A 22,925-nucleotide genomic window follows, 5' to 3' on the forward strand; every position below is an offset into this window, starting at 1 on the left:
GATAAGCTTTTATTGTTTCTAAACTTGGCCAGATGCAATAGTGTGTTTGTGTATGATTTTGCATCATAGATAAAAAAACCAGCGTTCTCTACACTGGTTTTTTTCAGTCAGATGAACATTTTAAATCTGGCTGTTGACATCATCATGCTTGGTTTCACGAATCGCCAAGAAGGCCAGAAGTGACAAGATAGATGCAGCTGTCAGGTAATAACCCACGGCAGCCAGACCATATTCGGTCGCCAGTTTGGTGGCAATCAGCGGTGCAAAAGAGGCACCGAAAATACCGGCCAGGTTAAAGGTCAGCGCAGACCCGGTATAACGTACCGAAGTCGGGAAAATCTCTGACAGAACGGTCCCAATTGGACCATAGGTCAGCCCCATAATCGCCAGACCAATACACAGGAACAGGAACACCACCAAGGTATTACCGGATTCCAGCATACTGGCAAAAACCAGACCAAAGAGCGCCGATATAACACACACACCAATAGACGTGGCTTTACGGCCAAATTTTTCTGCCAAAATCGCTGAGAGTGGAATAAACGCTGCAAAGCACAGGGTAGCAATCAGCTGTAATTCCAGGAAGTCGGCGCGGCTATAACCGAGCTGGGTGGTGCCCCAGTTGAGCGCGAATACCGTGGTCAGATAGAACACCACGAACGTACAGATCGCGGCAATGGTGCCTAAAATCAGCATGCCCCAATGTTTGGTCATGACTTCTTTAAACGGTACATTCACTTCTTTCTGTTTGTTTAAAACATTCTGGAAAGCCGGTGTCTCATGCAGTTTTAAACGAATCCACAGACCAACAATTACCAGTAAGGCACTGGAAATAAAGGGAATACGCCAGCCCCAGCTCATGAATGCTTCTTCGCTCATGAACGCACCCAACAACAGGAAGGAGCCGGTGGCCAGAATAAAACCAATTGGAGCCCCCAGTTGCGGGAACATGCCGTACCAGGCACGTTTGCCTTCCGGTGCATTTTCGGTGGCCAGTAAAACCGCACCTGACCATTCACCGCCCAAGCCCAGCCCCTGACCTAAACGGCACAGGGCCAGCAGTAACGGTGCAGCAATGCCGATTTGTGCATAGGTGGGTAACAGGCCAATGGCTACAGTGGAAATCCCCATGGTCAGCAGCGCAGCGACCAGGGTGGCTTTACGGCCAATACGGTCACCGAGGTGACCAAACAGTGCCGCGCCAATCGGGCGGGCAATAAAGGCAATGGCAAAGGTGGCCAGAGACTGAATGGTGGCGGTCATTGGATCGGTACTGGTCGGGAAGAACAGGTACGGGAAAATAATGACCGCAGCAGTCGCATAAATATAAAAATCGAAGAATTCGATGGTAGTGCCTACCAGACTCGCGGTGAGGACACGAAATTTTGAGTTCGTTGGTGCTGCTTCTTCATTGATTGCAGCAGAAGTTGATGACGCCATGAATGACCTTACACTTATTAAAAATAAAAAATTAGTTTTACAAGCGTAATCTTTTTAAAAAAAGGCGTAATTTCTTAAAAAAAACAACGGCAATCGTTTCGATTCAACGCGCTCAGGGTCACTGAAATGGAGAATCAAAACAATTAAATCACGTACAGATAGATAGACAGAAAATGTGATCCTGCCCCGATCAATACAAAAATATGCCAGATAGCGTGTGTGTATCTTACCCGTTTTAACGCATAAAACAATGCACCAATCGTATAAGAAATTCCACCAATCAATAAAAAAGTCAGCGCAGGTGGACTTAAAAAGCGTTGCATAACATCAATCACCAGAAGTGCTAACCAGCCCATTACCAGATAGGCAATTAGCGAAATTTTCTGGAACCGGTTGATGAACACCAGCTTAAATACGGTGCCAATCAGGGCAATAATCCACAGTGCAATTAACAGATATTGCGCTTTGGCGGTGGGAATGGCGATAGACAGAAAAGGGGTATAGGTGCCGGCAATTAAATAATAGATGGCGGTGTGATCGAGCTTTTTATACCAGCCGCGGCGCTGTGGGCTGTCGGCATAATGGTACAGACTGGACGCCGAAAACAATAGGAACATACTCAGCGCATAGACCCACAGCCCGATCCAAGGGCCAATACTTAAATAACTGCCTTTAATCACTAAAAAAATACCGGCCACCAGCGCCAAAGCCGCGCCTATGGCATGGCTGATGAAGTTCATTCGTTCTTCAACCGGATCGTAGTCAGGTGCCAAGGGTGCATTCATAAGCGTGGGATCGTTATAATTAAAATATACGAATGTATAGTAATTCAATTTTGCATTTCGCGTAAGACGCTTTACACTTTAGCTGCAATTCATTTCAGGTTTTACTCATGTCTCAATTGGCGACTTCTCCCAATCCGGAACAACAATTTCTAGATGCGTTTCAGCAAGCCATTGAAACACAGCGTTTTGAGCGTTTAATTCTGAGTCAGTACAAAGGCGAACTTGAACAGCTGGAAAAAATGACCTTCCGGGTCATTTCTTTGCAAAATGAAGCTGTACTGAACTGTGTGTACCGATATAAAACCCAGGATGTTACCAAAAACTATCCTTTATCTGAGGCTGTGGCTCAGGTCAGCGCGCTGCTAGGCTGCTGCAAACAGGCCAATTTATTGACGCGAGATAAAGACCTGCAGCTGAAAAAGAACAAGAAAATAGCCATACTGATGGTGAACAAGAAAAAAGCTGAGGTTGCACCGGCAACTGTTACGCAAGGTCATGACCGCAGCAAACAGCGTTATGTCGAACAGGACAGCCCATTTTTGCAGCATTTAAGCATTACCGATCAGCACGGCCAGATCATTCCGAGCATGGCGCGAAAATGGAAACAGATTAATAAATTTGTGGAAATTTTCTCCGGGGCAGTGGAGCAGCTCAACACTCAAGATCAGCCTTTGCATATTGTCGATTTTGGTTCTGGCAAAGGCTATTTAACTTTTGCCCTGTATGACTATCTGGCCAAGCATCAGCAGACGCCGTATGTGACCGGTGTGGAACTGAATCCGAAAATGGTCGCGTTCTGCCAGCAGGTGGCGCAAGATTCCGGCTTTCAGCAACTGGACTTTTTCCAGGGCGATGTCCGTACCTATGCCCCGGAACAGCTCGATGTGATGATTGCCTTGCATGCCTGTGATGTCGCCACCGACTTTGCCATTCACACCGGCATTCGCCTGAATGCACAAATGATTATGTGTGCGCCGTGTTGTCATAAAGAGTTACGTCCACAATTACAAAGCCCAAGCGTTTTGCAACCGATGCTACAATTTGGTATTCATGCAGGACAACAAGCAGAAATGTTGACCGATACCATTCGTGCGTTATTGCTCAAAGCTTATGGTTATGACACCAAAGTTTTTGAGTTTGTCTCTTTGGAACATACCAGCAAAAACAAGATGATTCTGGCCACCAAACGCAAAGACTATACTGCGCCAGATGCGGCAGTGCTGGCCCAGATTCAGGCCTTAAAAGAACTCTATGGCATTCAAAAACATTCGCTGGAGCTATTGCTGAATGATCAGTGGGACCAGCAGGATATCGGACGTAAATGTTAAGGATAAAACAATGAGCCAGATCAGTATTCATGCCGGCAGCTGGCAGGACTTGCAGGCCGATGCCAAAGTAATTCGTGAAGCGGTTTTTATTCAGGAGCAGGCAATTGCCCCGGAAGATGAATGGGATCAGGAGGATGCAGTTGCCTTGCATTTTGTGGTTTATATAGCAAAGCAGGCGATTGCAACAGCACGCTTATTGGAAAATCACAGTATTGGGCGGGTCGCGGTACTGAAGTCACAGCGTGGTTTAGGTGTGGGACGTGTTCTAATGCAGCATATTATTCAGATGGCAAAGCAGCAGCAACGTCCGTGGGTCAAGTTGTCTGCGCAGGAACACGCGATTCCGTTTTATCAAAGCTTGGGTTTTCAAGTGGAGGGTGAATCGTATTTAGATTGTGGTATTGCGCATGTAGACATGCGTTTAGTGTTTGAAAGTTGAATACAATGAAGATTGTGACATGGAATTGTAATGGTGCTTTTAGAAATAAAATTGAGCCTATTCTTCAATTTGATGCCGATATTTATATTATTCAGGAATGTGAGCATACGGAACAGGCAAAGAAAATTTATCGACAATATTTTTCTAATTTTGTTTGGAAAGGAAATAATAAGAATAAAGGCATAGGTATTTTTACAAAAGATGCTTTATCACTAGAAGTATTAGATTGGCAAGACAACAAACTAGAACTATTTTTACCTATTCAAGTTAATCAATCCTTTACGCTCCTTGCTGTATGGGCAAAACATGCAAACTCTCCAACTTTTGCATATATTGGTCAAATTTGGAAATATTTACAGTTACATCAACTAAAAATGCAAAATATTCCGCTCATTATTGGTGGAGATTTTAACAGCAACTCACAGTGGGATGTTTGGGATCGGTGGTGGAATCACTCCGATGTCATACGTATATTTAATGATCTAAAAATAAAGAGTCTTTACCATCACATTTCTAATGAGAAACAAGGGCAGGAAAGTCAAGCAACATTCTTTTTACAGCGAAATTTAGCGAAGGCATATCATATTGATTATATGTTTGCTTCTGAGCAATTTTGGAAAATAGATCAAGCTAGCATGCAGGTGGGAGATCAAACACCTTGGCTAAGTTTGAGTGATCATTTACCACTATATTTTGATCTAGCACCCAAGTTTGAAAAATAGACCCTAAGAGTAGAGTCTATTTTCAAATGGTATTTAATTAGTGCCCATGTGCAGGTGCTTGCTCATGGCTTTCATCCATGGCAGCGTGTTCCGCTTCGGTCATCTGATGCTGTTCTGCGCTGGCCGCCGCACGAGCTTCACGCGCTTCGCGGTCAGCCTGAGCTTTGGCCAAAGCCTCTTCAGACATGGCAGGCGCATTTTTAAACGCATGTTGCTGGGTGTTGTGTTTATTCTGCTGGCTTGGCATATAGTCCGGTTCATTGCTCACGGCAAGATAGAACAGGCCAAGAAATAACGCACCTAAAACCGAGAAAATAATAAGTGCTTTCCAACCCCAAGGAGATTTTTCTGGAGATGAGTGGTCGGTCATAACAAACTGCCCAATTGGATAAAAAGAAAACTGAATCTGTTGAAACTTTATAACATAATTATTTCAAAGTCCAAGCCAAGAAAATGCTTTCCTTGCGCCGAGGCGCGGCTCAATACTGTCGCCAGAACAGACAAGAGGCCCTAAAGGCCTCTTGAATGCTACCCAGATGGATGGGTTTAAATTTGTTCGCCTTGCGCGACTTTATCTTTCAATAACTGCGGTGGGGCAAAACGCTCACCATAGCGTTGTTCCAGAGCTTGTGCTCGGTTTAACGCATCTTTTAGTCCATATTGATTCAGGAACTGCAGGGCACCACCTGTCCACGGGGCAAAACCAATCCCGAAAATCGAGCCGACGTTACCATCTACCACCGATTCCAGCACGCCTTCTTCCAGACAGCGCAAAGTATCCAGCGATTGGACAAACAGGAAGCGGTCAATCAGTTCCTGCTCATCGACAGTCTGCTCTTTTTTCCAGTAACTGAGGCCTTCCCAGAGCGATTTTTTGCCACCTTCAGGATAGTCATAGAACCCAGCGCCGGCTGCTTTACCTTTACGGTTAAACTGATGGATCATGGTTTCAATGACTTCATCTGCACCTGAGCGTGGGCGTTCTTTGCCTTCCGCCTGCAAGGCTTTGCGGGTTTCTGCCGCGACATGCTCGGATAAGGTCAGCGAGACTTCATCCTGAATCGCCAGCGGTCCAACAGGCATCCCGGCTTTGAGCGCGGCCATTTCAATTTTGGCCGGATGGATGCCCTCTGCCAGCATACGCAGACCTTCCTGCACAAAGGTACCAAACACACGGCTGGTAAAGAAACCACGACTGTCATTGACCACAATAGGCGTCTTGCCAATCTGCTGGACAAAGTCATAGGCCTTGGCCACGGTTTCACGATTGGTGTTCTGGCCTTTAATAATTTCAACCAGTTGCATCTTATCGACCGGACTAAAGAAATGCAGGCCAATAAAACGGCTTTGATCTTTCGCGGCTTGCGCCAGACCGCTAATGGGCAGGGTCGAGGTATTGGAGGCCATCACGCCATCGGCAGTCAGATAGCCTTCGGCTTCCTGGGTCACCTGTGCTTTTAATTGCTGATTTTCAAACACCGCTTCAATGATCAGGTCACAACCAGCCAGATCTGCGGTTGAGGCCGTTGGGGTAATGCGTGCCAGAATCTGGTCACGTTTTTCCGCAGTCATCCGCCCTTGAGCAACTTTTTTATCCAGCAGTTTCTGGCTGTAGGCTTTGCCTTTTTCAGCATTTTCTATAGCAACATCTTTCAGGATAACCGCAATACCTTTAATGGCTGCAGCATAGGCAATTCCGGCACCCATCATTCCGGCACCTAAAATACCGACTTTTTTCGCCTGCCACTGCGGAATATTCTGTGGACGGCTGGCACCGGATTTAATGGCATTCAGGCCATGCCAGAAGGTACCAATCATATTTTTAGAGACTTGACCGGTCGCCAGATAGGTAAAATAACGTGATTCAATGGTCAGTGCGGTATCGACATCAACCTGTGCACCTTCGACCGCGGCCGACATAATTGCTTCCGGTGCTGGATAACAGCCTTTGGTCTTGTCACGTAAAATCGCCGGAGCAATCGCCAGCATCTGCGCCACCGCTGGATGTTTCGGATCACCGCCCGGAATTTTATAGCCTTTTACATCAAACGGTTGTTGTGATTTCGGATGTGCCTGAATCCAGTTGATGGCTTTTTGCAGCATTTCATCTGCTGAGTCGGCCGTGTCATGGATCAAGCCCAAAGACAGAGCTTTTTCTACCCCAAACTGTTTGCCTTCGATTAAAAATGGAAAAGCGGTTTGCAGGCCGAGCAGACGTACCATTCGCACGATGCCGCCACCACCTGGTAGCAACCCTAAAGTCACTTCGGGTAAACCGAATCTGGTTTTCGGGTCATTCAAGGCAATGCGGTGATGGCAGCCCAGCGCCAGTTCCCAGCCACCGCCAAGAGCTGTGCCATTTAAGGCAGCCACCACCGGAATACCACGCGTTTCGATATAACGCAGCTGGGCTTTCATGCCTTCCACCATCTGGAAAAAATCGCTGGCCTGTTCCGGTTGAACCTGAATCAGTTCATCGAGATCACCGCCGGCAAAGAAGGTTTTTTTGGCCGAACAGAAGATAATTCCGGCAATCTGTTCATCGGCTTTGAGTTTTTCCACGGTTTCCGCCAAAGCGGCACGGAAATCTGCATTCATGGTGTTGGCGGACTGGTTTGGCGAGTCTAGCGTTAAGATTACAATATTGTCGGCGTTTTTTTCGAATTGAATAGCGCTCATGCGGCTCCTCCTTAAACCAGTTCAATAATGGTGGCAATACCCATACCGCCACCGACACATAAGGTGGCCAGACCACGTTTTTTGCCCTGACGTTCCAGCTCATCCAGCAGGGTGCCTAAAATCATGGCACCGGTGGCCCCGAGTGGATGACCCATGGCAATTGCACCGCCGTTGACATTGACTTTGGCCGGATCGACCTGCATCTCGTTAATAAACCGCATCACCACCGCCGCAAAAGCTTCATTGACTTCAAACAGGTCAATGTCCTCAATGCTTAAGCCAGCTTTGGCCAGAGCTTTACGGGCTGCCGGTGCAGGACCGGTGAGCATGATGGTCGGGTCAGCACCAACCAGTGCCGTGGCCAGCACTTTGGCGCGTGGTTTTAAACCCTGTTCCTGTACGGCTTTTTCCGAGGCCAATAACACCAGCGCGGCACCATCGACAATACCGGAGGAGTTACCGGCATGATGCACATGCTGAATTTTCTCGACTTCAGGATATTTTTGCAGTGCAATGGCATCAAAACCCATCTGTCCCATCATTTCAAAACTTGGATTGAGTTTGGCCAGGCCTTCCGCGGTGGTATTCGGCTTAATAAATTCATCTTTGGCTAGAATTACAACACCGGCTTTGTCCTTGACCGGCACAATTGAACGCTCAAAATGACCATTGGCCTGCGCAGCCGCGGCTTTCTTTTGTGACTGCTCGGCAAAGGCATCGACATCGGCGCGGCTATAGCCATCAATGCTGGCAATTAAATCGGCACCAATGCCTTGCGGGACAAATTTCGAGGCCATGTTGGTTTCCGGGTCCAGCGCCCACGGGCCGCCATCTGAACCCATTGGTACGCGGGACATTGACTCCACTCCACCGGCGACGACCAGATCTTCCCAGCCAGAGCGGACTTTTTGCGCGGCCAAGTTCACGGCTTCTAGACCGGAGGCACAGAAACGGTTGATCTGCACACCTGCCACATCATTGTTCCAGCCGGCAGCAATCGCTGCTGTTTTGGCAATATCGGCACCCTGATCACCGACCGGTGTGACGCAGCCCAGCACAATATCATCGACCTGGGCAGTATCCAGCTGATGGCGCTGTTTTAATTCACGCAACAGGGTGGTGACCAGACTGATCGGTTTCACTTCATAGAGTGAACCATCTTTTTTTCCTTTTCCGCGTGGTGTGCGAATGGCATCAATAATATAAGCCTCGCTCATGTGCTATCCCTTTGATGAGTTTTAAATTGTTATGCTTTTTGAGTGTAATGATTAATTGATGAAGTGCAATGACGAGAACGGGCGAGGTCAGATGATGCTTTTCGCCAATAAAAAAAGCCCTCACTTGGCGGTGAGGGCGGAGAGGAAGATCAAACCTGAAAAGACGTTGTCTAAAAAATGTTTAGTGATAACCGTGTAACTGGCGATATAGCCCTGGTGTCACTCCAGTCCATTTTTTAAAGGCACGGTGGAAGGTACTGGTTTCACTAAAGCCGACCTGTTGCGCTACATCTTCTAGCGTCAGTTCCGGATTCAGCAACAGGTGAATCGCGGCATCACGACGTAAGGCATCTTTGACGCCCTGATAGCTTTTACCTTCGGCTGCCAGACGGCGGCGCAGGGTTTGCGGCGACAGATACAGCATTGAGGCAACATCATTCAAGGTTGGCATTTCTTCGCCAATCTGGCTCTTCAGGACATCACGAATTCGTGAAGTTAAAGAGTTGGTATTCTTGAATTTCACCAATAACTGTGCCGGTGCCGCTTTCAGGAATTCTTCCAGGGTTTCTTCATTCTGGCGAATTGGCAAGTCCAGATAGTCGGCCGCAAAGGTAATTTCGGTACGTGGCATATCAAACTGCATCACCGGGGCGAAGAACAGCGCATCATATTCATCGGCATGGGCAGGGCGCTCATAACCAAAGTGGACACGTTCCAGCGGCAGTCGGCGTTCAATTAACCACGACGCCAGACCATGCCAGATCATCAGCATACTTTCAGTAATAAAGTGGTCCGGGTCCATGCTTTTAGGAATTAACGGCACCAGACGGGCTTCGTGTTTGTCACGTTCCAGCGTCACCGACCATTCATCGCCAAACAGTTTATAGAACTGGGAGGACAGTTCTAAGGCATCGCCCAAGGTTTTGGCGTGGATGATCAGCTGGCACATGATGGCAAAAGTACCCAGACGGCGGCCTTGAACATCAAAGCCGATGTGCTCGTCCTGAGTCACCATCCACAGCATTTTAATAAAACGGGTATATTGTTCTGGCGAGATTCGCGCTTTGGGCTGGCGTAATAGCTCGGCCTCAATACCCACGTGTGATAATAAGGTCTCGACGTCCATGCCTAGGCGTTTGACACCGGTTAGAGCCGCATTTACGAAGTGGATACTGATGGTATCGCGGCTCATATTAAAGCCTTCTGACTCTTTGTCTTTGGTAATCACGTATGTTTGACCTAAATGACATTAAAAATAAAGTTTTTGGCAATTTACTTGAGTTGTTTTGCCATTTTCACATATTAAATTGCCGAAATGATCAAGGTAAATGGCTGAACATGACATTGTGTTTATGCTTTTATATTTCTAAGATGATGAAAAAATCAACACAAATAGAGTAAAAACTCCAATGTCATACGCTTTAAACGGACTCAAAGTTTTAGATTTTTCCACCTTGTTACCCGGACCATTTGCCACGCTTTATCTGGCCGATTTAGGCGCAGAAGTGGTGCATATTGAATCACCGAACCGTCCCGATCTGGTCCGGCTATTTCCGCCCTATGCCAATGGCCAGGCGACTTCGCACAGTTACCTGAACCGCAATAAACAGTCGGTGACGCTGGATTTAAAAGACCCGGACAGCATTGCACAAATTAAAGCCAAAATTAAAGATTACGATATTGTGGTTGAGCAGTTTCGCCCTGGGGTAATGCAGCGTTTGGGGCTGGATTATGCCACATTGGCAGAAATTCATCCCGGACTGATTTATTGTTCCATTACCGGCTATGGACAAAGCGGTCCTTATCAGGCCAAGGCTGGACATGATATCAATTATTTAGCGCTTTCCGGTATTGCCGGGCATAGTGGCCGGGCACAGTCTGGGCCACCGCCAATGGGCATTCAGATTGCCGATGTCGCAGGTGGCTCACTACATGCGCTGGTCGGTATATTGGCCGCCGTCATTGAACGGCAAAGCAGCGGACAGGGACAATATATTGATATTTCCATGACTGACTGTGTGGCGGCCTTAAACAATATGGCTGCGGCAGCCAGCCTGGCCGGACAGGAACAGCAGCGTCCCGAAGCTGGCCATTTAAATGGCGCGATTTTTTATGATTACTATCGTACCTCAGATGGCCGCTATCTTTCGATCGGTGGTTTGGAGCCACAATTTATGCAAGGTCTGGCCGCGGTCCTGGAGTTGCCACTAATTGTGGAAAAAGGAAGTTCTTTTGATTCAGACGACCGGCAGGCGGTGAAACAGGCCATTGGCAATAAAATTCAATCCAAAAGCTGGGTAGAATGGCAGCAAATATTTGCCGAGCAGGATGTTTGTGTCGAACCGGTGCTGTATTTAGAAGAAGCACTGCATTCACCACTGGCCCAGCAACGCGAATGGGTGGTTCAAGTGCCACTGGAACAGGACAGCCCAGACACTGAAGCGCAGTTGGCCTGCCCGATTAAATTCTCGCGCTCCAAAGCCCGTTATGATTTCCGTGGCCAAGGTTTGGGGCAGGGGAACTGGTAACGCGCCGGTCTATAAAAGAGGTTTATCAGCCAATATAAGATGTTTATCCAGACCCAAAAGTGAGGATAAACATCTTATGAAAAAAAATGCTAAATAACGCAAAAAATAATGAAAGATCCAGAAAATAATAATGAATGGCTGCAAAGGCTTGCTTACAGCGCAAGTCCAGCTGACTTATCAATAAAATCGCTATGAAATATGTAAAAAACGCATTTTGTTGATAGATAAAATGTCGCTATCCTGTCGGTCGTTATAATGAAACTACTAGCTGTACGCCATGTATTTATATACTGATTTCGATCAGCAACTGATTAATGAACGTGTTGCGCAGTTCCGTGACCAGACGGAACGTTATTTAGCGGGCAAATTGACAGAAGATGAATATCGTCCACTTCGTCTCCAAAATGGTTTATATGTACAGCGCTATGCGCCAATGTTACGTATTGCCGTGCCTTATGGTTTAATGAGCTCGACCCAGCTGCGTAAAGTCGCTGCCTTGGCCAAGGCCTATGACCGTGGTTATGCCCACGTTTCAACACGTCAAAATATTCAGTTTAACTGGCCTGCACTAGAAAACGTGCCAGATATGCTGGCTGAACTGGCCACAGTTCAGATGCACGCGATTCAAACCTCAGGTAACTGTATCCGGAATACCACCACGGACCAGTATGCCGGTGTGGTCGCTGGTGAAATTGCCGATCCGCGTCCGACCTGTGAGCTGATCCGTCAATGGTCGACTTTCCATCCAGAATTTGCCTTCTTGCCACGTAAATTCAAGATTGCGGTATCTGCACTTGAAGAAATTGACCGTGCGGCAACTGCTTTCCATGATATTGGTGTGTATATTGTACGCAATGCAGCCGGCGAAATGGGCTATAAAATCATGGTTGGCGGTGGTTTGGGGCGTACCCCAATCATCGGTGCAGTGATTAAAGAATGGCTGCCACGTGAAGACTTAATTGCTTACTTGGAAGCAGTGCTGCGTGTCTATAACCTGCACGGCCGTCGTGATAACAAATATAAAGCACGTATCAAGATTCTGGTAAAAGCACTCACGCCAGAAGTATTTGCCGAGAAAGTTGAAGCTGAATTTGCACATACGGTGAAAACCTTAAAAGTCGATGCAGACACCCTGAAAAAAATGGATGAGAACTTTACGCCATTCGATTATCAGGACTATGCAGATGAGGACTTCACCGCGCTGTTTGCACAATATCCGAAGTTCAAGCAATGGTTTAACATCAATACCAATGCACACAAAGTGAAAGGCTACCGTATTGTCACCATTTCACTGAAACGTGCCGGTATTGCCCCGGGTGATGTCACCACGGAAGAAATGAACCTGATCGCTGACCTGGCTGATCAGTACACTTTCGGTGAATTACGTACTACACACGAGCAGAATATTGCCCTGGTAGATGTACCACAAAAAGACCTGTTTGCCTTATGGCAAACCCTGGATCAACACAATCTGGCGCGTGCGCACATTGGTTTCTTGACTGATATTATCTGCTGCCCAGGCGGTGATTTCTGCTCGCTGGCCAATGCCAAATCAATTCCAATTTCTGAAGCGATTTCTCGCCGTTTTGATGACCTTGATACCATTTACAACCTGGGTAAACTGGATCTGAACATCTCCGGTTGTATGAATGCTTGTGGTCATCACCATGTCGGCAACATCGGGATTTTAGGTGTTGATAAAAAAGGTGCGGAATTCTACCAGATTACCTTGGGTGGTAATGCAGACCATGACGCCTCAATCGGTGACATCTTAGGGCCATCATTTGCTGCGGAAAAAGTGCCAGATGTGGTGGAAGAAATTTTAAATACCTATCTTGACCTGCGCCAGGAAGGTGAAGAGTTTATTGATACCTATCGCCGTGTTGGCATTCAACCATTTAAGGAGCGTGCATATGCTTAATACCGCACTACAAGTGCTCTCTAAAGATGGCACGATTGCAGACAATACTTACCAAATTATTGGTGAAGATGGCGTGTTACCACAAGGTGATGTGGTTTTAACGGTTGAGCAGCTCGATCAACTTGCTAATGTTTCAGGTAAAAAAGCATTGTACTTAACCGTAGATGCTTCGCCTGAAACCAATGAGTTTCCGTTAGATCAACTCGATGCCATTTTTATTGAGTTTGCCGGCTTTAACGATGGTCGTGGTTATTCATTTGCTGCACTGCTTCGCCGTCAGGGTTTTGAAGGTGAACTTCGTGCAACAGGTGATGTATTTAAAGATGTACTGAACTATATGAAGCGTTCCGGTTTCGATACCTTCGTGATTAAAGAAGGTAAAGATATTCAGGAAGCGGCAGCCGGTCTGGGTGATTTTACCCATCCTTATCAGGCTTCGACGGCCGTGGCTCAGGCACGTTATCAAACGGGTGCTTAATTTCACCCGTTGCGAAAAACCTCCGTCAGGAGGTTTTTTTGTTTTTATGCGATAGATTTAGATCAGCATCGCGACTGACTTTGCTTTAATTTGGTGCAAATACAACATTGTGGCACAATATGGTGCATTCTGTGAGCAGGCTGAATCATGGCTTGAATCCACAGAAGAAGCACCCAATCATCTTCGTTTTATGAATCTGATTTGGAAAAGTTTAACTATTAGCTTGAAGTGACTTGTCTGTATGCAACATTCTATTCGTATTGGTATTGCTGGTTATGGCAGTTTAGGGCGTGGTGTGGAAACTGCCATTCAAAAGAACCCAGATTTACAGCTTGTGGGTATTTTTACTCGCCGTGCGCCTGAAACTGTTTCACCCTGCTTTACTGAAACCAAAGTTTTTCATATGGATGCATTGGTTGACTTCCAGAATCAGATTGATGTACTGATTTTATGTGGTGGATCGAAAGATGATTTGCCTAAACAGACCCCTGAATTAGCAAGTAAATTTAATACTGTCGACAGCTTTGATACACACGCACGTATTCCAGAGTTCTTTGATGCTGTAAATGCGCCAGCACTTGCGAACAAGAAAACAGCCATGATTTCGATTGGCTGGGACCCGGGTATGTTCTCTATCAATCGTTTGTTCGGTGAAGCATTACTTCCAGACGGTGAAACCTATACCTTCTGGGGTAAAGGTTTGAGTCAGGGTCACTCAGATGCGATTCGTCGTGTTGAGGGTGTGAAAGCGGGTGTGCAATATACCATTCCCTCCACCGATGCGATGGACAAGGTGCGTAGTGGTTCACGTCCAGAGTTAAGCACCCGAGATAAGCATACGCGTGAGTGCTATGTGGTACTTGAAGGGGGTGCAGACGCAGCCAAGGTTGAACAGGCCATTGTGACCATGCCGGATTATTTTGCGGACTACAATACAACGGTAAACTTCATTGATGAAGAAACTCTTCGTAATGAACACAATCGTATGCCACATGGTGGATTCGTGATTCGTAGTGGCAATACCAGCGATGCCCATAATCAAGTCATGGAATTCTCTTTGAAACTGGAGAGTAATCCTGAGTTTACGGCAAGCGTATTGGTGGCTTATGCACGTGCGTGTTACCGCATGAACCAGATGGGTCAGTACGGTGCGAAAACCGCATTTGATGTTGCACCAGGTTTATTGTCGATGAAGTCACCGGAACAACTGCGTAAAGAAATTCTTTAAGTATTAAAATTTAAACGGTTACTTTAATTGTGATGATAAAAAGCCTCCAAGTGAAGGCTTTTTATTTTTGTCTTTTAAAATCCCCCTCCTTTAATAAAGGAGGGGTTAGGGGAGGATTGACTGAATTAAATCTCCCCAAACCCTGAACAAATTAAAAGTATTGCTTTTAACGAAGTGCAAGGTAAAGAGGGGTTTAAAAGATTAAATTAACTCAATCGCCACTGCAGTTGCTTCACCACCACCGATACACAGGGCTGCGATACCACGCTTGCCGCCGGTACGTTTCAGGGCATGAATCAGGGTTAAAATAATACGTGAACCGGTCGAACCAACTGGGTGACCAAGTGCACAGGCACCGCCATTGATGTTGACTTTTTCTGGGTCCAGTTTGAACTCGTCCATTGGACACATGGTCACCATGGCAAAAGCTTCATTGATTTCCCACAGATCCACATCTGCAACCGTCCAGCCGGTTTTATCCAGAACTTTTTGAATTGCACCGACTGGCGCAATGGTAAATTCAGATGGATGCTGTGAATTCGAAGCATAGGCAATCAGCTTGGCTAGCGGTTGTAAACCTTTTGCTGCAGCGTTGTCTGCTGAGGTTAATACAAGTGCAGATGCACCATCCGAAATAGAGCTGGCATTGGCCGCAGTAATGGTGCCATCTTTAGCAAACGCTGGGCGTAGTGTTGGAATTTTTTCAATATTGGCGTTGAATGGTTGTTCATCTTTATCGACCACGACATCGCCTTTACGGGTAGACACCGTTACAGGCACGATTTCATCGGTAAAATAACCTTCATTCACTGCAGTTTGCGCACGTTTTAATGAACGAATAGCAAAGTCATCCATTTGCTCGCGGGTATAACCTTTGGTATTGGCCATGTCCTGTGCAAAAGAACCCATTAAACGGCCGGTTTCTGCATCTTCAAGGCCATCTAGGAACATATGGTCTTTGACTTCACCATGGCCCATACGGAAACCGCCGCGTGCTTTTGGCAGGATATACGGCGCATTGGTCATTGATTCCATACCACCTGCAACCACGTAAGTTGCTGAACCGGCTTTAATCATATCTGCGGCTTGCATGACCGCTTTCATGCCTGAACCACACAGTTTATTAATGGTTACGGCACCGGTTGAATCCGGTAAGCCTGCCTTACGCATGGCTTGACGTGCAGGACCCTGTTTTAAGCCAGCCGGTAAAACACAGCCCATAATGACTTCTTCGATATCGGTCGGTTGTAAGCCAGCACGAGAAATAGCGGCTTGAATGGTGGCTGCACCTAAGTCGGGTGCGGTTAAACTGGCAAGACTACCCTGAAAACCACCCATTGCTGTCCGTGCACCATTAACAATTACGATATCCGTCATCGTTGTATCTCCAATTTGTTTCTAATCAATTCAATATTTATTTTGAGCTTAAGCCCTAGCAGTATAGGGGAAAAATCCACAGAATAAAGCGTAATTTTCATACATCTTTAGACGCATAAGTTTTAGCAGCTATTGGGAAATTCTATGCGTAGAAAACCACGATTACTGAGGAAAATACGCTGATTGGGGGTAAAACCTGAACAATAATAAAAACTGCCATTAGAGCCTAAAGGTAAACCCTGCTGGGCGTTAAATCTGAGACTGGGCAGAGACAGGGCGCCTTTCCATTCCAGGTTACCGTATTTCAGGCGGGTCTTTTCAGTTAAGACAATAGATTCACCTGAGTCGAGGCTTCGGTTGCGGTTATGATCGATAAAAATAATAAAACCGCTGTTCCATTGATTATTCTGACATTGCTGCAGATCGGCACTGGGGCAAATTACAATATTGGCGCGATAGGTGAGCGCTTGGGATTTGGCCAGGTTAATACTATATTGCAGTAAATAACGGATACGCTTGGCTTCTTGCTGGGCTAAGTATTGCTGAAAATGGGGCAAAGCAATCGCACTGATGATGCCAATAATTGCCATCACCACAATGAGTTCAAACAGACTAAAGCCTGAAGTGTGAGATTTAATTGGGTACATACTAAGTAGACCTATAATTTTTATATTTTTATTATGTTTCTGTAATACAAAATATTGTTTTGTAATATTTTTCTAGGTTGTCATTATTTTTATGCATCTTTCTATAAAGCTGCTAAAATAAAGTGGAAGTGACAATAAGCTATCCACAACAAAAAATTGAGTAAAAATTTACCGAATTACAACGGAAATTGTAAGTAATTTTGTCAATAATTTACTTGATTAAAATTATCAAGCACTTGGAAAAAGAATAAAGTGTTTGTATGATTCAAAGTGACTAGCTTAAAAAGAAAACTGGGGTAAAAAAAGCCTATCTCAGGATAGCCAGAACTTTAGGCTTGAGCTTGAACAACAATTTGTTATCTCTGGAGGATAAATCCATGAAAATGAGTCGTATTGCATTGGCAATGCTCGTAGCTGCGCCTTTAGCAGCTGCAAACGCAGGCGTAACTGTTACTCCATTAATGCTTGGTTACACTTTCCAAGACACTCAGCACAACAATGGTGGTGATGAAGGTGAGTTAACTACTTCTGGTCAAATGGAAGATGATTTATTTGTAGGTGCTGCACTTGGTGTTGAACTTACTCCTTGGTTAGGTTTCGAAGCTGAATATAGCCAAGTTAAAGGCGATATGACTGATTTGGCTGGTGCTGAATACAAAGGTCAAAACATCGCGGGTAACTTCTACGCGACTTCAGACGTATTCACTAAAAACTATGACAGCAAAGTTAAGCCATACGTATTATTAGGTGCTGGTCACTACAAGTATGAGTTTGATGGTGCTACAGAAGCTGAATTAGGCCGTGTAGGTCGTGGCTTTAAAGAAGAAGGTACTTTAGGTAATGCTGGTGTGGGTGCATTCTGGCACTTAAACGATGCATTAGCGCTGCGTACTGAAGCACGTGGTACTTACCACTTTGACGAAAAATTCTGGAACTACACTGCTTTAGCAGGTCTGAACGTTGTTCTTGGCGGCCGTTTAAAACCAGCTGCTCCAGTGGTAGAAGTTGCTCCAGTTGAGCCAGTTGCTCCAGTTCAACCAGCTCCACAAGAGTTGACTGAAGACCTGAACATGGAACTTCGCGTATTCTTTGATACCAACAAATCAAACATCAAAGATCAATACAAGCCAGAAATCGCTAAAGTTGCTGAGAAACTGGTTGAGTATCCAAACGCAACAGCGCGTATCGAAGGTCACACAGACAACACTGGTCCACGTGCACTGAACGAGCGTTTATCTTTAGCTCGTGCGAACTCTGTGAAATCTTCACTTGTAAACGAATACAATGTTGACCCAGCTCGTCTGTCAACTCAAGGTTTCGCTTGGGATCAACCGATTGCTGACAACAACACCAAAGAAGGTCGTGCTATGAACCGTCGTGTATTCGCGACAATCACTGGTAGCCGTACAGTTACTGTACAACCAGAAGCAGCTGCTCAATAATTTGAGTAGACCTTAGAAAAAACGACTCTTCGGAGTCGTTTTTTTTTATAATGGAATTTTATTGCCTTAAAAATCCCGCAGTCTGGGTAAGATGGATTATGAGCACAGAAATTCCGGATCAACTCCTTCAACTTGAAGCCAATGGTGGTATTTTTGCTATTTGGAAGATTTTTCAGCACTATGGGATTGATCTGGAAATTGCCGATCTGGTCCAGCTGTGCCGGCATAATAATGAAGATGGCACTTTCGGAATTGCGCTAGCAGTGGGGTTGAAAAAGCTGGGGCTTGAGGTGAGCTTTCATACCGATCCTGATCCGCACCAGCACCCGACGGAAGTGTTGTGTTATCAGGAAGCGCAGCAATTACAGATTCCGCTACAGCCGGCACTCAGCTATAGCGCTTTGCAGACATGTGTTGAGCAGGGCCGCTTTGTGATTGTGTTCTATGACACGCTAGAAGGCGTGGGGAATCATTCCTTAATCTATTCGATGGATGCAGAAGAGATCTGTTTCTTTGACAGCTTTGATGCAATGCCAGCACAGGTTTTTGAACAGCAGCGTCAGGCAGAGGGCATTTGCCGTCAGGCCATTGTGATTGATGACCGAAATTTTGTGATGCGTTATAGCTAAGCCACATTTATCGAGATCATAAAAAAGCAGTCACTTGGACTGCTTTTTTGTTTCGTGCTTTTAAAGAAAGCTGAATCAATTATTCACGGTCGATCTTCATCGGCTGGACATCCATCTGCTGATAAGGAATCAGCTTGGTTTTGTATTTCCATTTATAGCCTAACCAGATGGCCAGGAACAATAAAATCCCGATATAGGTGGAAAGCACAGCCAGCCACTCACCATCAAGTACCGCCTGATAGTTCTGGCCCAAGACCACAATCGCACATAAAGTGAAGGCAAACCATGGTGCGAACGGGAAGAACTTGGCACGATACGCCAGATCTTCAAGTTTATAGCCCTGAGCAAGATAGCCTTTGCGGAAACGATAATGAGAAACCGCAATACCCAGCCAGACAATAAAGCCACACATGCCTGACATATTTAGTAGCCAGTTAAAGACCTGTTCTTCACCAATAAAGGTGGTCAAGAAACATAATGCAGCAATGGCTGTAGTGGCATACAGCGCATTCATCGGTACGCCACGTGGATCAAGGCGGGCAAAGGCTTTTGGTGCACTGCCTTTACGTGCCATATCAAACAGCATACGCGTAGATGAATACATGCCTGAGTTACCCGCAGACAGGATCGCCGTTAGAATGACTGCATTCATGACGCTGGCTGCAAAGGCAAAACCGGCCTGTTCATACAGTAAGGTAAACGGTGACAGTGCCACATCATCTGTTGCAGCGGCCTGGAGTAATCGTGGATCATCATAAGCAATCAGGGTGCCGATAATGAAAATACACACGATATAGAACAACAGGATACGCCAGAAAATCTGTTTGATTGCAATCGGAATAGTTTTCTGTGGATCTTTGGATTCACCTGCAGCCACGCCGACCATTTCTGTGCCCTGGAAGGAGAAACCGGCAATCATCGCCACACCAATCAGGGCTGATAAACCACCGACAAAGGGTGCTTCACCTTGGCTCCAGTTACCAAAAGTTGCAACATCCGGGGTCATCATGATCTTGGCGATCATGACCAGACCAATAATAATAAAGATGATAATCGCAAGCACTTTGACTAAAGAGAAGAAGAACTCGGACTCACCAAAGCCTTTGACTGTCAGGGCATTAATCGCAAACACCACGGTCAGGAACAGGGCACTCCAGTAGAAACCGGGAATATCCGGGAACCAGAACTTCATGATGAACTGTACCGCAACCAGTTCAAATGCCACGGTAATGGCCCAGTTATACCAGTAGTTCCAGCCTAGCGCGAAACCAAAACCACCTTCAACATATTTGCTGCCATAGGTAAAGAATGCACCTGAGGTCGGATTGTGGGTCGCCAATTCGCCCAAGCTGGTCATCAAGAAATAGATCATGACGCCAATCAGGGCATAGGCCAGTAATGCACCACCCGGACCGGCATTGGCAATGGTCGCACCGGAGGCCAGGAATAAACCGGTCCCGATCGATCCGCCAATGGCGATCATATTTAAGTGGCGAGCACCAAGCTTACGCTGCAGCTGTCGGCTGTGTTGAGTCTCGCTCATCATACTTCCTTAACATTTTTTTGAGTGCTCGCGAACAGCACTTTAAAACCTTGTTGATCTGCCTTGACCGTACACTGGCCAAAACTCTGTTCAATCAACAGGGGATAATTTAAAAAGCGGTTGGCCACAATCCACAGTTCACCACCCGATTTCAGGTGGCGGCGCGCAGTTTTACACAGTTTTTCGCTGGCATCATAGTCGGTCTGAATCCCCTGATGAAAAGGCGGATTGCTGACAATGGCATGCAAAAACAGCGGTGCATCTTCAATGCCACTGACGGCTTTAATCTCAAGCTGCTGCGGATTGAGCTGGTTGTGCTCAAAAGTCATTTGGGTTGAAGCAAGTGCAAAAGCATCTACATCCAGCGCGAAGATACGGTTATCTGGATTCAGCTTGGCCAGATAGGCACTGATAATGCCGGCGCCACAACCAAAATCGGCAATTTTACCCGATGGCACTTGGCTTAAATAAGGCAGGAAGACCGCTGTACCGATATCAAGCCGGTTCTGGCTGAACACACCTGGCAGGGCACAAATCTGTAGATCGCCTTTCGGCGTCGCTACAGTATAACGCTGCGCCCAGTCGGCCAGTGCTTTTTTCTCGACGCTGCAGTCTAGTGTTAATTGCCAGAGTTGGCAATGACGGGCACTGTCGAGTTTTAAGGCTTTACCATAAGGCTGTAGCTGTTTGGCCGCACGTTCGACGCCGCCTTTTTTCTCACCGACCAGAAAAACACTGCTGCCGGTTTGCAGATGGGCGGCAACATTGTGCAGCACATAATTCAGCAGTTCTTTGGATTTCGGCACAAAAATAACCGCCTGATCAAATTCGCCTTCTGGAAAGTCGGCACCAAAATGAACGGGGGCAGTCTGGTTCTGAAAATAGTGGTAATCGTTAAAATTCCATGTCCAGAAAAAAGGCTGGACCGATTCACCGAATTCAGCGAACAGCTGGTCTGTAGGCGCATTGATCAGTAACACACGACCTGATAAATAATCATATTGTCGTAATAGCACTTCGCTTTTAGCATCCATGAGTCGCTCTCCAATAGAAAAACACTGTCCAAGTCCGGCTCAGACAGTGTTTTCTGGACATGAAATTACTTCTTGGTTTCAGGTAATACAATATTCAGAATCAGCGCTGCAATACCGCCGGTCGCAACACCTGAGCTAAAGATATTACGGAATAATTCTGGCAGATGCTCCAGAATTTGTGGCACTTGTGCAACGCCTAAACCCAGTGCCAGAGAAATGGCAATGATCAGCAGGGCACGACGATCCAGATGAATACCCGATAAAATGTTAATTCCCGATGCGGCTACCGCACCAAACATGACCATCACTGCACCACCCAGAACGGCTTGAGGCACCGCCTGAATCACGCCAGCAACGGCTGGTAATAAACCTAAAATCACCAGCATCGCGGCAATCCAGATCCCCACATAACGGCTAGCCACACCGGTTAACTGAATCACACCATTGTTTTGTGCAAATACCGAGCTTGGGAAGGTGTTAAAGATACCGGCCAGGAATGAATTGGCACCATTGACCAGTACGCCACCTTTAATACGCTCCATCCATTTTGGACCATCCACAGGCTGGTTCGACAGTTTTGAGGTTGCAGTGATGTCACCAATCGCTTCTAAAGACGTGACCAGGTAAATAAAGGCCATTGGAATGAACAGGCTCCAGGAGAATTCCAGACCAAAGTGCATTGGAGTTGGCACTTGTACCAGTGGCGCTTCCTGCAGACCAGAGAAGTCCAGATGACCCATAAAACCAGCCACAATATAACCCACGATCAGGGCAATCAGGATGGCGGAGCTTTTAATCCAGGTCACATTAATCCGGTTCAGGATAATGATTAACGCTAAAACGGTACAAGACATGATCAGGTTATCGGCATTGGCGAAAGTCTTGTCCGACATGGCCTGATAGCCACCGCCCATACTGATTAAACCTTCTTTAATTAAGGTTAAACCAATCAGCAGGACCACAATCCCGGTCACCAGCGGGGTAATCAGTTTTTTAACCCATGGCAGAATTTGTGAAACACCCATCTCGATAAATGAACCGGCAATCACCACACCAAAAATAGCAGCCATAACCGACTCAACTGGTGTACCTGCTGCGACCATTGCAGAACCAATCCCGATGATTGGGCCAATAAAGTTAAAGCTGGTGCCCTGAACAATTAACAGTCCGGCACCAAAAGGACCTACTTTTTTAGCTTGCAGGAAGGTTGCAATCCCCGAAATCACCAAAGACATCGATAAAATCATGTTGGTGTCTTCTTTGGAAACACCCAAGGCCAGACAGATCAACAGACCTGGTGTCACAATCGGGACAATAATGGCCAATAAGTGTTGGAAGGCAGCAAGAAAAGCAATAAACGGTTTAGGACGGTCATTCAGACCATAGACCAAATCCAGTTGCGGTTTTTGATCAGGAGATGAATTAAATTCAGACATAAGTCAAAAGCAAATTAGGCTAGGTGGCGGTATTCTAATCGAGTTACACGTC

General features: G+C 46.2%; 20 protein-coding genes. 9 read left to right on the plus strand and 11 right to left on the minus strand.

All coding sequences use genetic code 11. The annotated features are described in order from the left end of the window. Positions 1–120 precede the first annotated feature (120 nt). Positions 121–1,440: an MFS transporter gene (locus P253_RS00130; RefSeq protein WP_016659805.1), complete on the minus strand. Its 1,320-nt coding sequence runs from the start codon at positions 1,438–1,440 to the stop codon at positions 121–123. Between the two features lie 143 nt (positions 1,441–1,583). After that, positions 1,584–2,225, minus strand: a complete 642-nt coding sequence (gene trhA / locus P253_RS00135; protein WP_016659806.1) for a PAQR family membrane homeostasis protein TrhA — start codon at positions 2,223–2,225, stop codon at positions 1,584–1,586. A gap of 107 nt (positions 2,226–2,332) precedes the next feature. On the opposite strand from trhA, the gene P253_RS00140 reads away from it, so the two are divergent. Genes P253_RS00140 through P253_RS00150 form a run of 3 tightly spaced genes read left to right on the plus strand, consistent with a single transcriptional unit; the run spans position 2,333 to position 4,714 of the window. Beyond that, positions 2,333–3,553: a class I SAM-dependent methyltransferase gene (locus tag P253_RS00140; protein WP_016659807.1), complete on the plus strand. Its 1,221-nt coding sequence runs from the start codon at positions 2,333–2,335 to the stop codon at positions 3,551–3,553. Between the two features lie 10 nt (positions 3,554–3,563). After that, positions 3,564–3,992 carry a GNAT family N-acetyltransferase gene (locus P253_RS00145; protein ID WP_016659808.1) on the plus strand — a complete coding sequence of 143 codons (429 nt, stop codon included), beginning with the start codon at positions 3,564–3,566 and terminating at the stop codon, positions 3,990–3,992. 5 nt (positions 3,993–3,997) lie between these two features. Further along, complete coding sequence (locus tag P253_RS00150; protein ID WP_016659809.1) at positions 3,998–4,714, plus strand: endonuclease/exonuclease/phosphatase family protein; 717 nt, start codon at positions 3,998–4,000, stop codon at positions 4,712–4,714. 37 nt (positions 4,715–4,751) lie between these two features. On the opposite strand, the gene P253_RS00155 is transcribed toward P253_RS00150, so the two are convergent. From P253_RS00155 to P253_RS00170, 4 genes are all read right to left on the minus strand, one after another. After that, the gene (locus P253_RS00155; protein WP_016659810.1) at positions 4,752–5,084 is read right to left on the minus strand and encodes a hypothetical protein; all 333 of its coding nucleotides are present in this window, start codon (positions 5,082–5,084) and stop codon (positions 4,752–4,754) included. Between the two features lie 176 nt (positions 5,085–5,260). Further along, positions 5,261–7,393, minus strand: a complete 2,133-nt coding sequence (locus P253_RS00160) for a 3-hydroxyacyl-CoA dehydrogenase NAD-binding domain-containing protein (RefSeq protein ID WP_016659811.1) — start codon at positions 7,391–7,393, stop codon at positions 5,261–5,263. Positions 7,394–7,404: 11 nt separating this feature from the next. Then, positions 7,405–8,610: an acetyl-CoA C-acetyltransferase gene (locus P253_RS00165; RefSeq protein ID WP_016659812.1), complete on the minus strand. Its 1,206-nt coding sequence runs from the start codon at positions 8,608–8,610 to the stop codon at positions 7,405–7,407. Positions 8,611–8,791: 181 nt separating this feature from the next. Continuing rightward, positions 8,792–9,802, minus strand: coding sequence for an AraC family transcriptional regulator (locus P253_RS00170; RefSeq protein WP_034597576.1), 1,011 nt, complete (start codon positions 9,800–9,802; stop codon positions 8,792–8,794). Between the two features lie 217 nt (positions 9,803–10,019). Between P253_RS00170 and P253_RS00175 the strand changes: the two genes are divergently transcribed. From P253_RS00175 to P253_RS00190, 4 genes are all read left to right on the plus strand, one after another. After that, positions 10,020–11,138: a CaiB/BaiF CoA transferase family protein gene (locus P253_RS00175; RefSeq protein ID WP_016659813.1), complete on the plus strand. Its 1,119-nt coding sequence runs from the start codon at positions 10,020–10,022 to the stop codon at positions 11,136–11,138. Between the two features lie 277 nt (positions 11,139–11,415). Further along, positions 11,416–13,059, plus strand: coding sequence for a nitrite/sulfite reductase (locus P253_RS00180; protein WP_016659814.1), 1,644 nt, complete (start codon positions 11,416–11,418; stop codon positions 13,057–13,059). Further along, on the plus strand, positions 13,052–13,537 hold the full coding sequence (locus P253_RS00185; protein WP_005175797.1) for a DUF934 domain-containing protein: 486 nt from the start codon (positions 13,052–13,054) through the stop codon (positions 13,535–13,537). Before P253_RS00180 ends, P253_RS00185 begins: the two co-directional genes overlap by 8 nt. Positions 13,538–13,778: 241 nt before the next feature. Continuing rightward, positions 13,779–14,765, plus strand: a complete 987-nt coding sequence (locus P253_RS00190; protein ID WP_016659815.1) for a diaminopimelate dehydrogenase — start codon at positions 13,779–13,781, stop codon at positions 14,763–14,765. 201 nt (positions 14,766–14,966) lie between these two features. Here P253_RS00190 and P253_RS00195 read toward each other — a convergent pair whose 3' ends face one another. Both P253_RS00195 and P253_RS00200 read right to left on the minus strand, forming a co-directional pair. After that, positions 14,967–16,142, minus strand: a complete 1,176-nt coding sequence (locus tag P253_RS00195; protein WP_005175806.1) for a thiolase family protein — start codon at positions 16,140–16,142, stop codon at positions 14,967–14,969. Between the two features lie 122 nt (positions 16,143–16,264). Then, the gene (locus P253_RS00200) at positions 16,265–16,789 is read right to left on the minus strand and encodes a GspH/FimT family pseudopilin (protein ID WP_016659816.1); all 525 of its coding nucleotides are present in this window, start codon (positions 16,787–16,789) and stop codon (positions 16,265–16,267) included. A 377-nt stretch (positions 16,790–17,166) separates the two neighbouring features. Between P253_RS00200 and omp38 the strand changes: the two genes are divergently transcribed. Together omp38 and P253_RS00210 are read left to right on the plus strand one after the other, a co-directional pair. Then, positions 17,167–18,231 (plus strand): outer membrane protein Omp38, encoded by a 1,065-nt coding sequence (gene omp38 / locus P253_RS00205; protein WP_016659817.1) that lies wholly within the window; start codon positions 17,167–17,169, stop codon positions 18,229–18,231. Positions 18,232–18,329: 98 nt separating this feature from the next. Then, complete coding sequence (locus P253_RS00210; RefSeq protein WP_035362888.1) at positions 18,330–18,860, plus strand: hypothetical protein; 531 nt, start codon at positions 18,330–18,332, stop codon at positions 18,858–18,860. A 79-nt stretch (positions 18,861–18,939) separates the two neighbouring features. On the opposite strand, the gene P253_RS00215 is transcribed toward P253_RS00210, so the two are convergent. The 3 genes from P253_RS00215 to P253_RS00225 form a co-directional block, all read right to left on the minus strand. Beyond that, on the minus strand, positions 18,940–20,403 hold the full coding sequence (locus P253_RS00215) for an amino acid permease (protein WP_005175817.1): 1,464 nt from the start codon (positions 20,401–20,403) through the stop codon (positions 18,940–18,942). Then, positions 20,403–21,437: a class I SAM-dependent methyltransferase gene (locus P253_RS00220; protein ID WP_016659819.1), complete on the minus strand. Its 1,035-nt coding sequence runs from the start codon at positions 21,435–21,437 to the stop codon at positions 20,403–20,405. Before P253_RS00220 ends, P253_RS00215 begins: the two co-directional genes overlap by 1 nt. 65 nt (positions 21,438–21,502) lie before the next feature. Next, positions 21,503–22,873 carry a uracil-xanthine permease family protein gene (locus P253_RS00225; RefSeq protein WP_016659820.1) on the minus strand — a complete coding sequence of 457 codons (1,371 nt, stop codon included), beginning with the start codon at positions 22,871–22,873 and terminating at the stop codon, positions 21,503–21,505. Positions 22,874–22,925 lie beyond the last annotated feature (52 nt).

It is taken from the genome of Acinetobacter indicus CIP 110367, from assembly GCF_000488255.1.
In the GTDB taxonomy this organism is placed as follows: domain Bacteria; phylum Pseudomonadota; class Gammaproteobacteria; order Pseudomonadales; family Moraxellaceae; genus Acinetobacter; species Acinetobacter indicus.

Bases quoted from the DNA above. Each gene is read 5' to 3' on its own strand.
- P253_RS00130 (WP_016659805.1), bottom strand. From the start codon at position 1,440: ATGGCGTCATCAACTTCTGCTGCAATCAATGAAGAAGCAGCACCAACG.
- trhA (WP_016659806.1), bottom strand. From the start codon at position 2,225: ATGAATGCACCCTTGGCACCTGACTACGATCCGGTTGAAGAACGAATG.
- P253_RS00140 (WP_016659807.1), top strand. From the start codon at position 2,333: ATGTCTCAATTGGCGACTTCTCCCAATCCGGAACAACAATTTCTAGAT.
- P253_RS00145 (WP_016659808.1), top strand. From the start codon at position 3,564: ATGAGCCAGATCAGTATTCATGCCGGCAGCTGGCAGGACTTGCAGGCC.
- P253_RS00150 (WP_016659809.1), top strand. From the start codon at position 3,998: ATGAAGATTGTGACATGGAATTGTAATGGTGCTTTTAGAAATAAAATT.
- P253_RS00155 (WP_016659810.1), bottom strand. From the start codon at position 5,084: ATGACCGACCACTCATCTCCAGAAAAATCTCCTTGGGGTTGGAAAGCA.
- P253_RS00160 (WP_016659811.1), bottom strand. From the start codon at position 7,393: ATGAGCGCTATTCAATTCGAAAAAAACGCCGACAATATTGTAATCTTA.
- P253_RS00165 (WP_016659812.1), bottom strand. From the start codon at position 8,610: ATGAGCGAGGCTTATATTATTGATGCCATTCGCACACCACGCGGAAAA.
- P253_RS00170 (WP_034597576.1), bottom strand. From the start codon at position 9,802: ATGAGCCGCGATACCATCAGTATCCACTTCGTAAATGCGGCTCTAACC.
- P253_RS00175 (WP_016659813.1), top strand. From the start codon at position 10,020: ATGTCATACGCTTTAAACGGACTCAAAGTTTTAGATTTTTCCACCTTG.
- P253_RS00180 (WP_016659814.1), top strand. From the start codon at position 11,416: ATGTATTTATATACTGATTTCGATCAGCAACTGATTAATGAACGTGTT.
- P253_RS00185 (WP_005175797.1), top strand. From the start codon at position 13,052: ATGCTTAATACCGCACTACAAGTGCTCTCTAAAGATGGCACGATTGCA.
- P253_RS00190 (WP_016659815.1), top strand. From the start codon at position 13,779: ATGCAACATTCTATTCGTATTGGTATTGCTGGTTATGGCAGTTTAGGG.
- P253_RS00195 (WP_005175806.1), bottom strand. From the start codon at position 16,142: ATGACGGATATCGTAATTGTTAATGGTGCACGGACAGCAATGGGTGGT.
- P253_RS00200 (WP_016659816.1), bottom strand. From the start codon at position 16,789: ATGTACCCAATTAAATCTCACACTTCAGGCTTTAGTCTGTTTGAACTC.
- omp38 (WP_016659817.1), top strand. From the start codon at position 17,167: ATGAAAATGAGTCGTATTGCATTGGCAATGCTCGTAGCTGCGCCTTTA.
- P253_RS00210 (WP_035362888.1), top strand. From the start codon at position 18,330: ATGAGCACAGAAATTCCGGATCAACTCCTTCAACTTGAAGCCAATGGT.
- P253_RS00215 (WP_005175817.1), bottom strand. From the start codon at position 20,403: ATGAGCGAGACTCAACACAGCCGACAGCTGCAGCGTAAGCTTGGTGCT.
- P253_RS00220 (WP_016659819.1), bottom strand. From the start codon at position 21,437: ATGGATGCTAAAAGCGAAGTGCTATTACGACAATATGATTATTTATCA.
- P253_RS00225 (WP_016659820.1), bottom strand. From the start codon at position 22,873: ATGTCTGAATTTAATTCATCTCCTGATCAAAAACCGCAACTGGATTTG.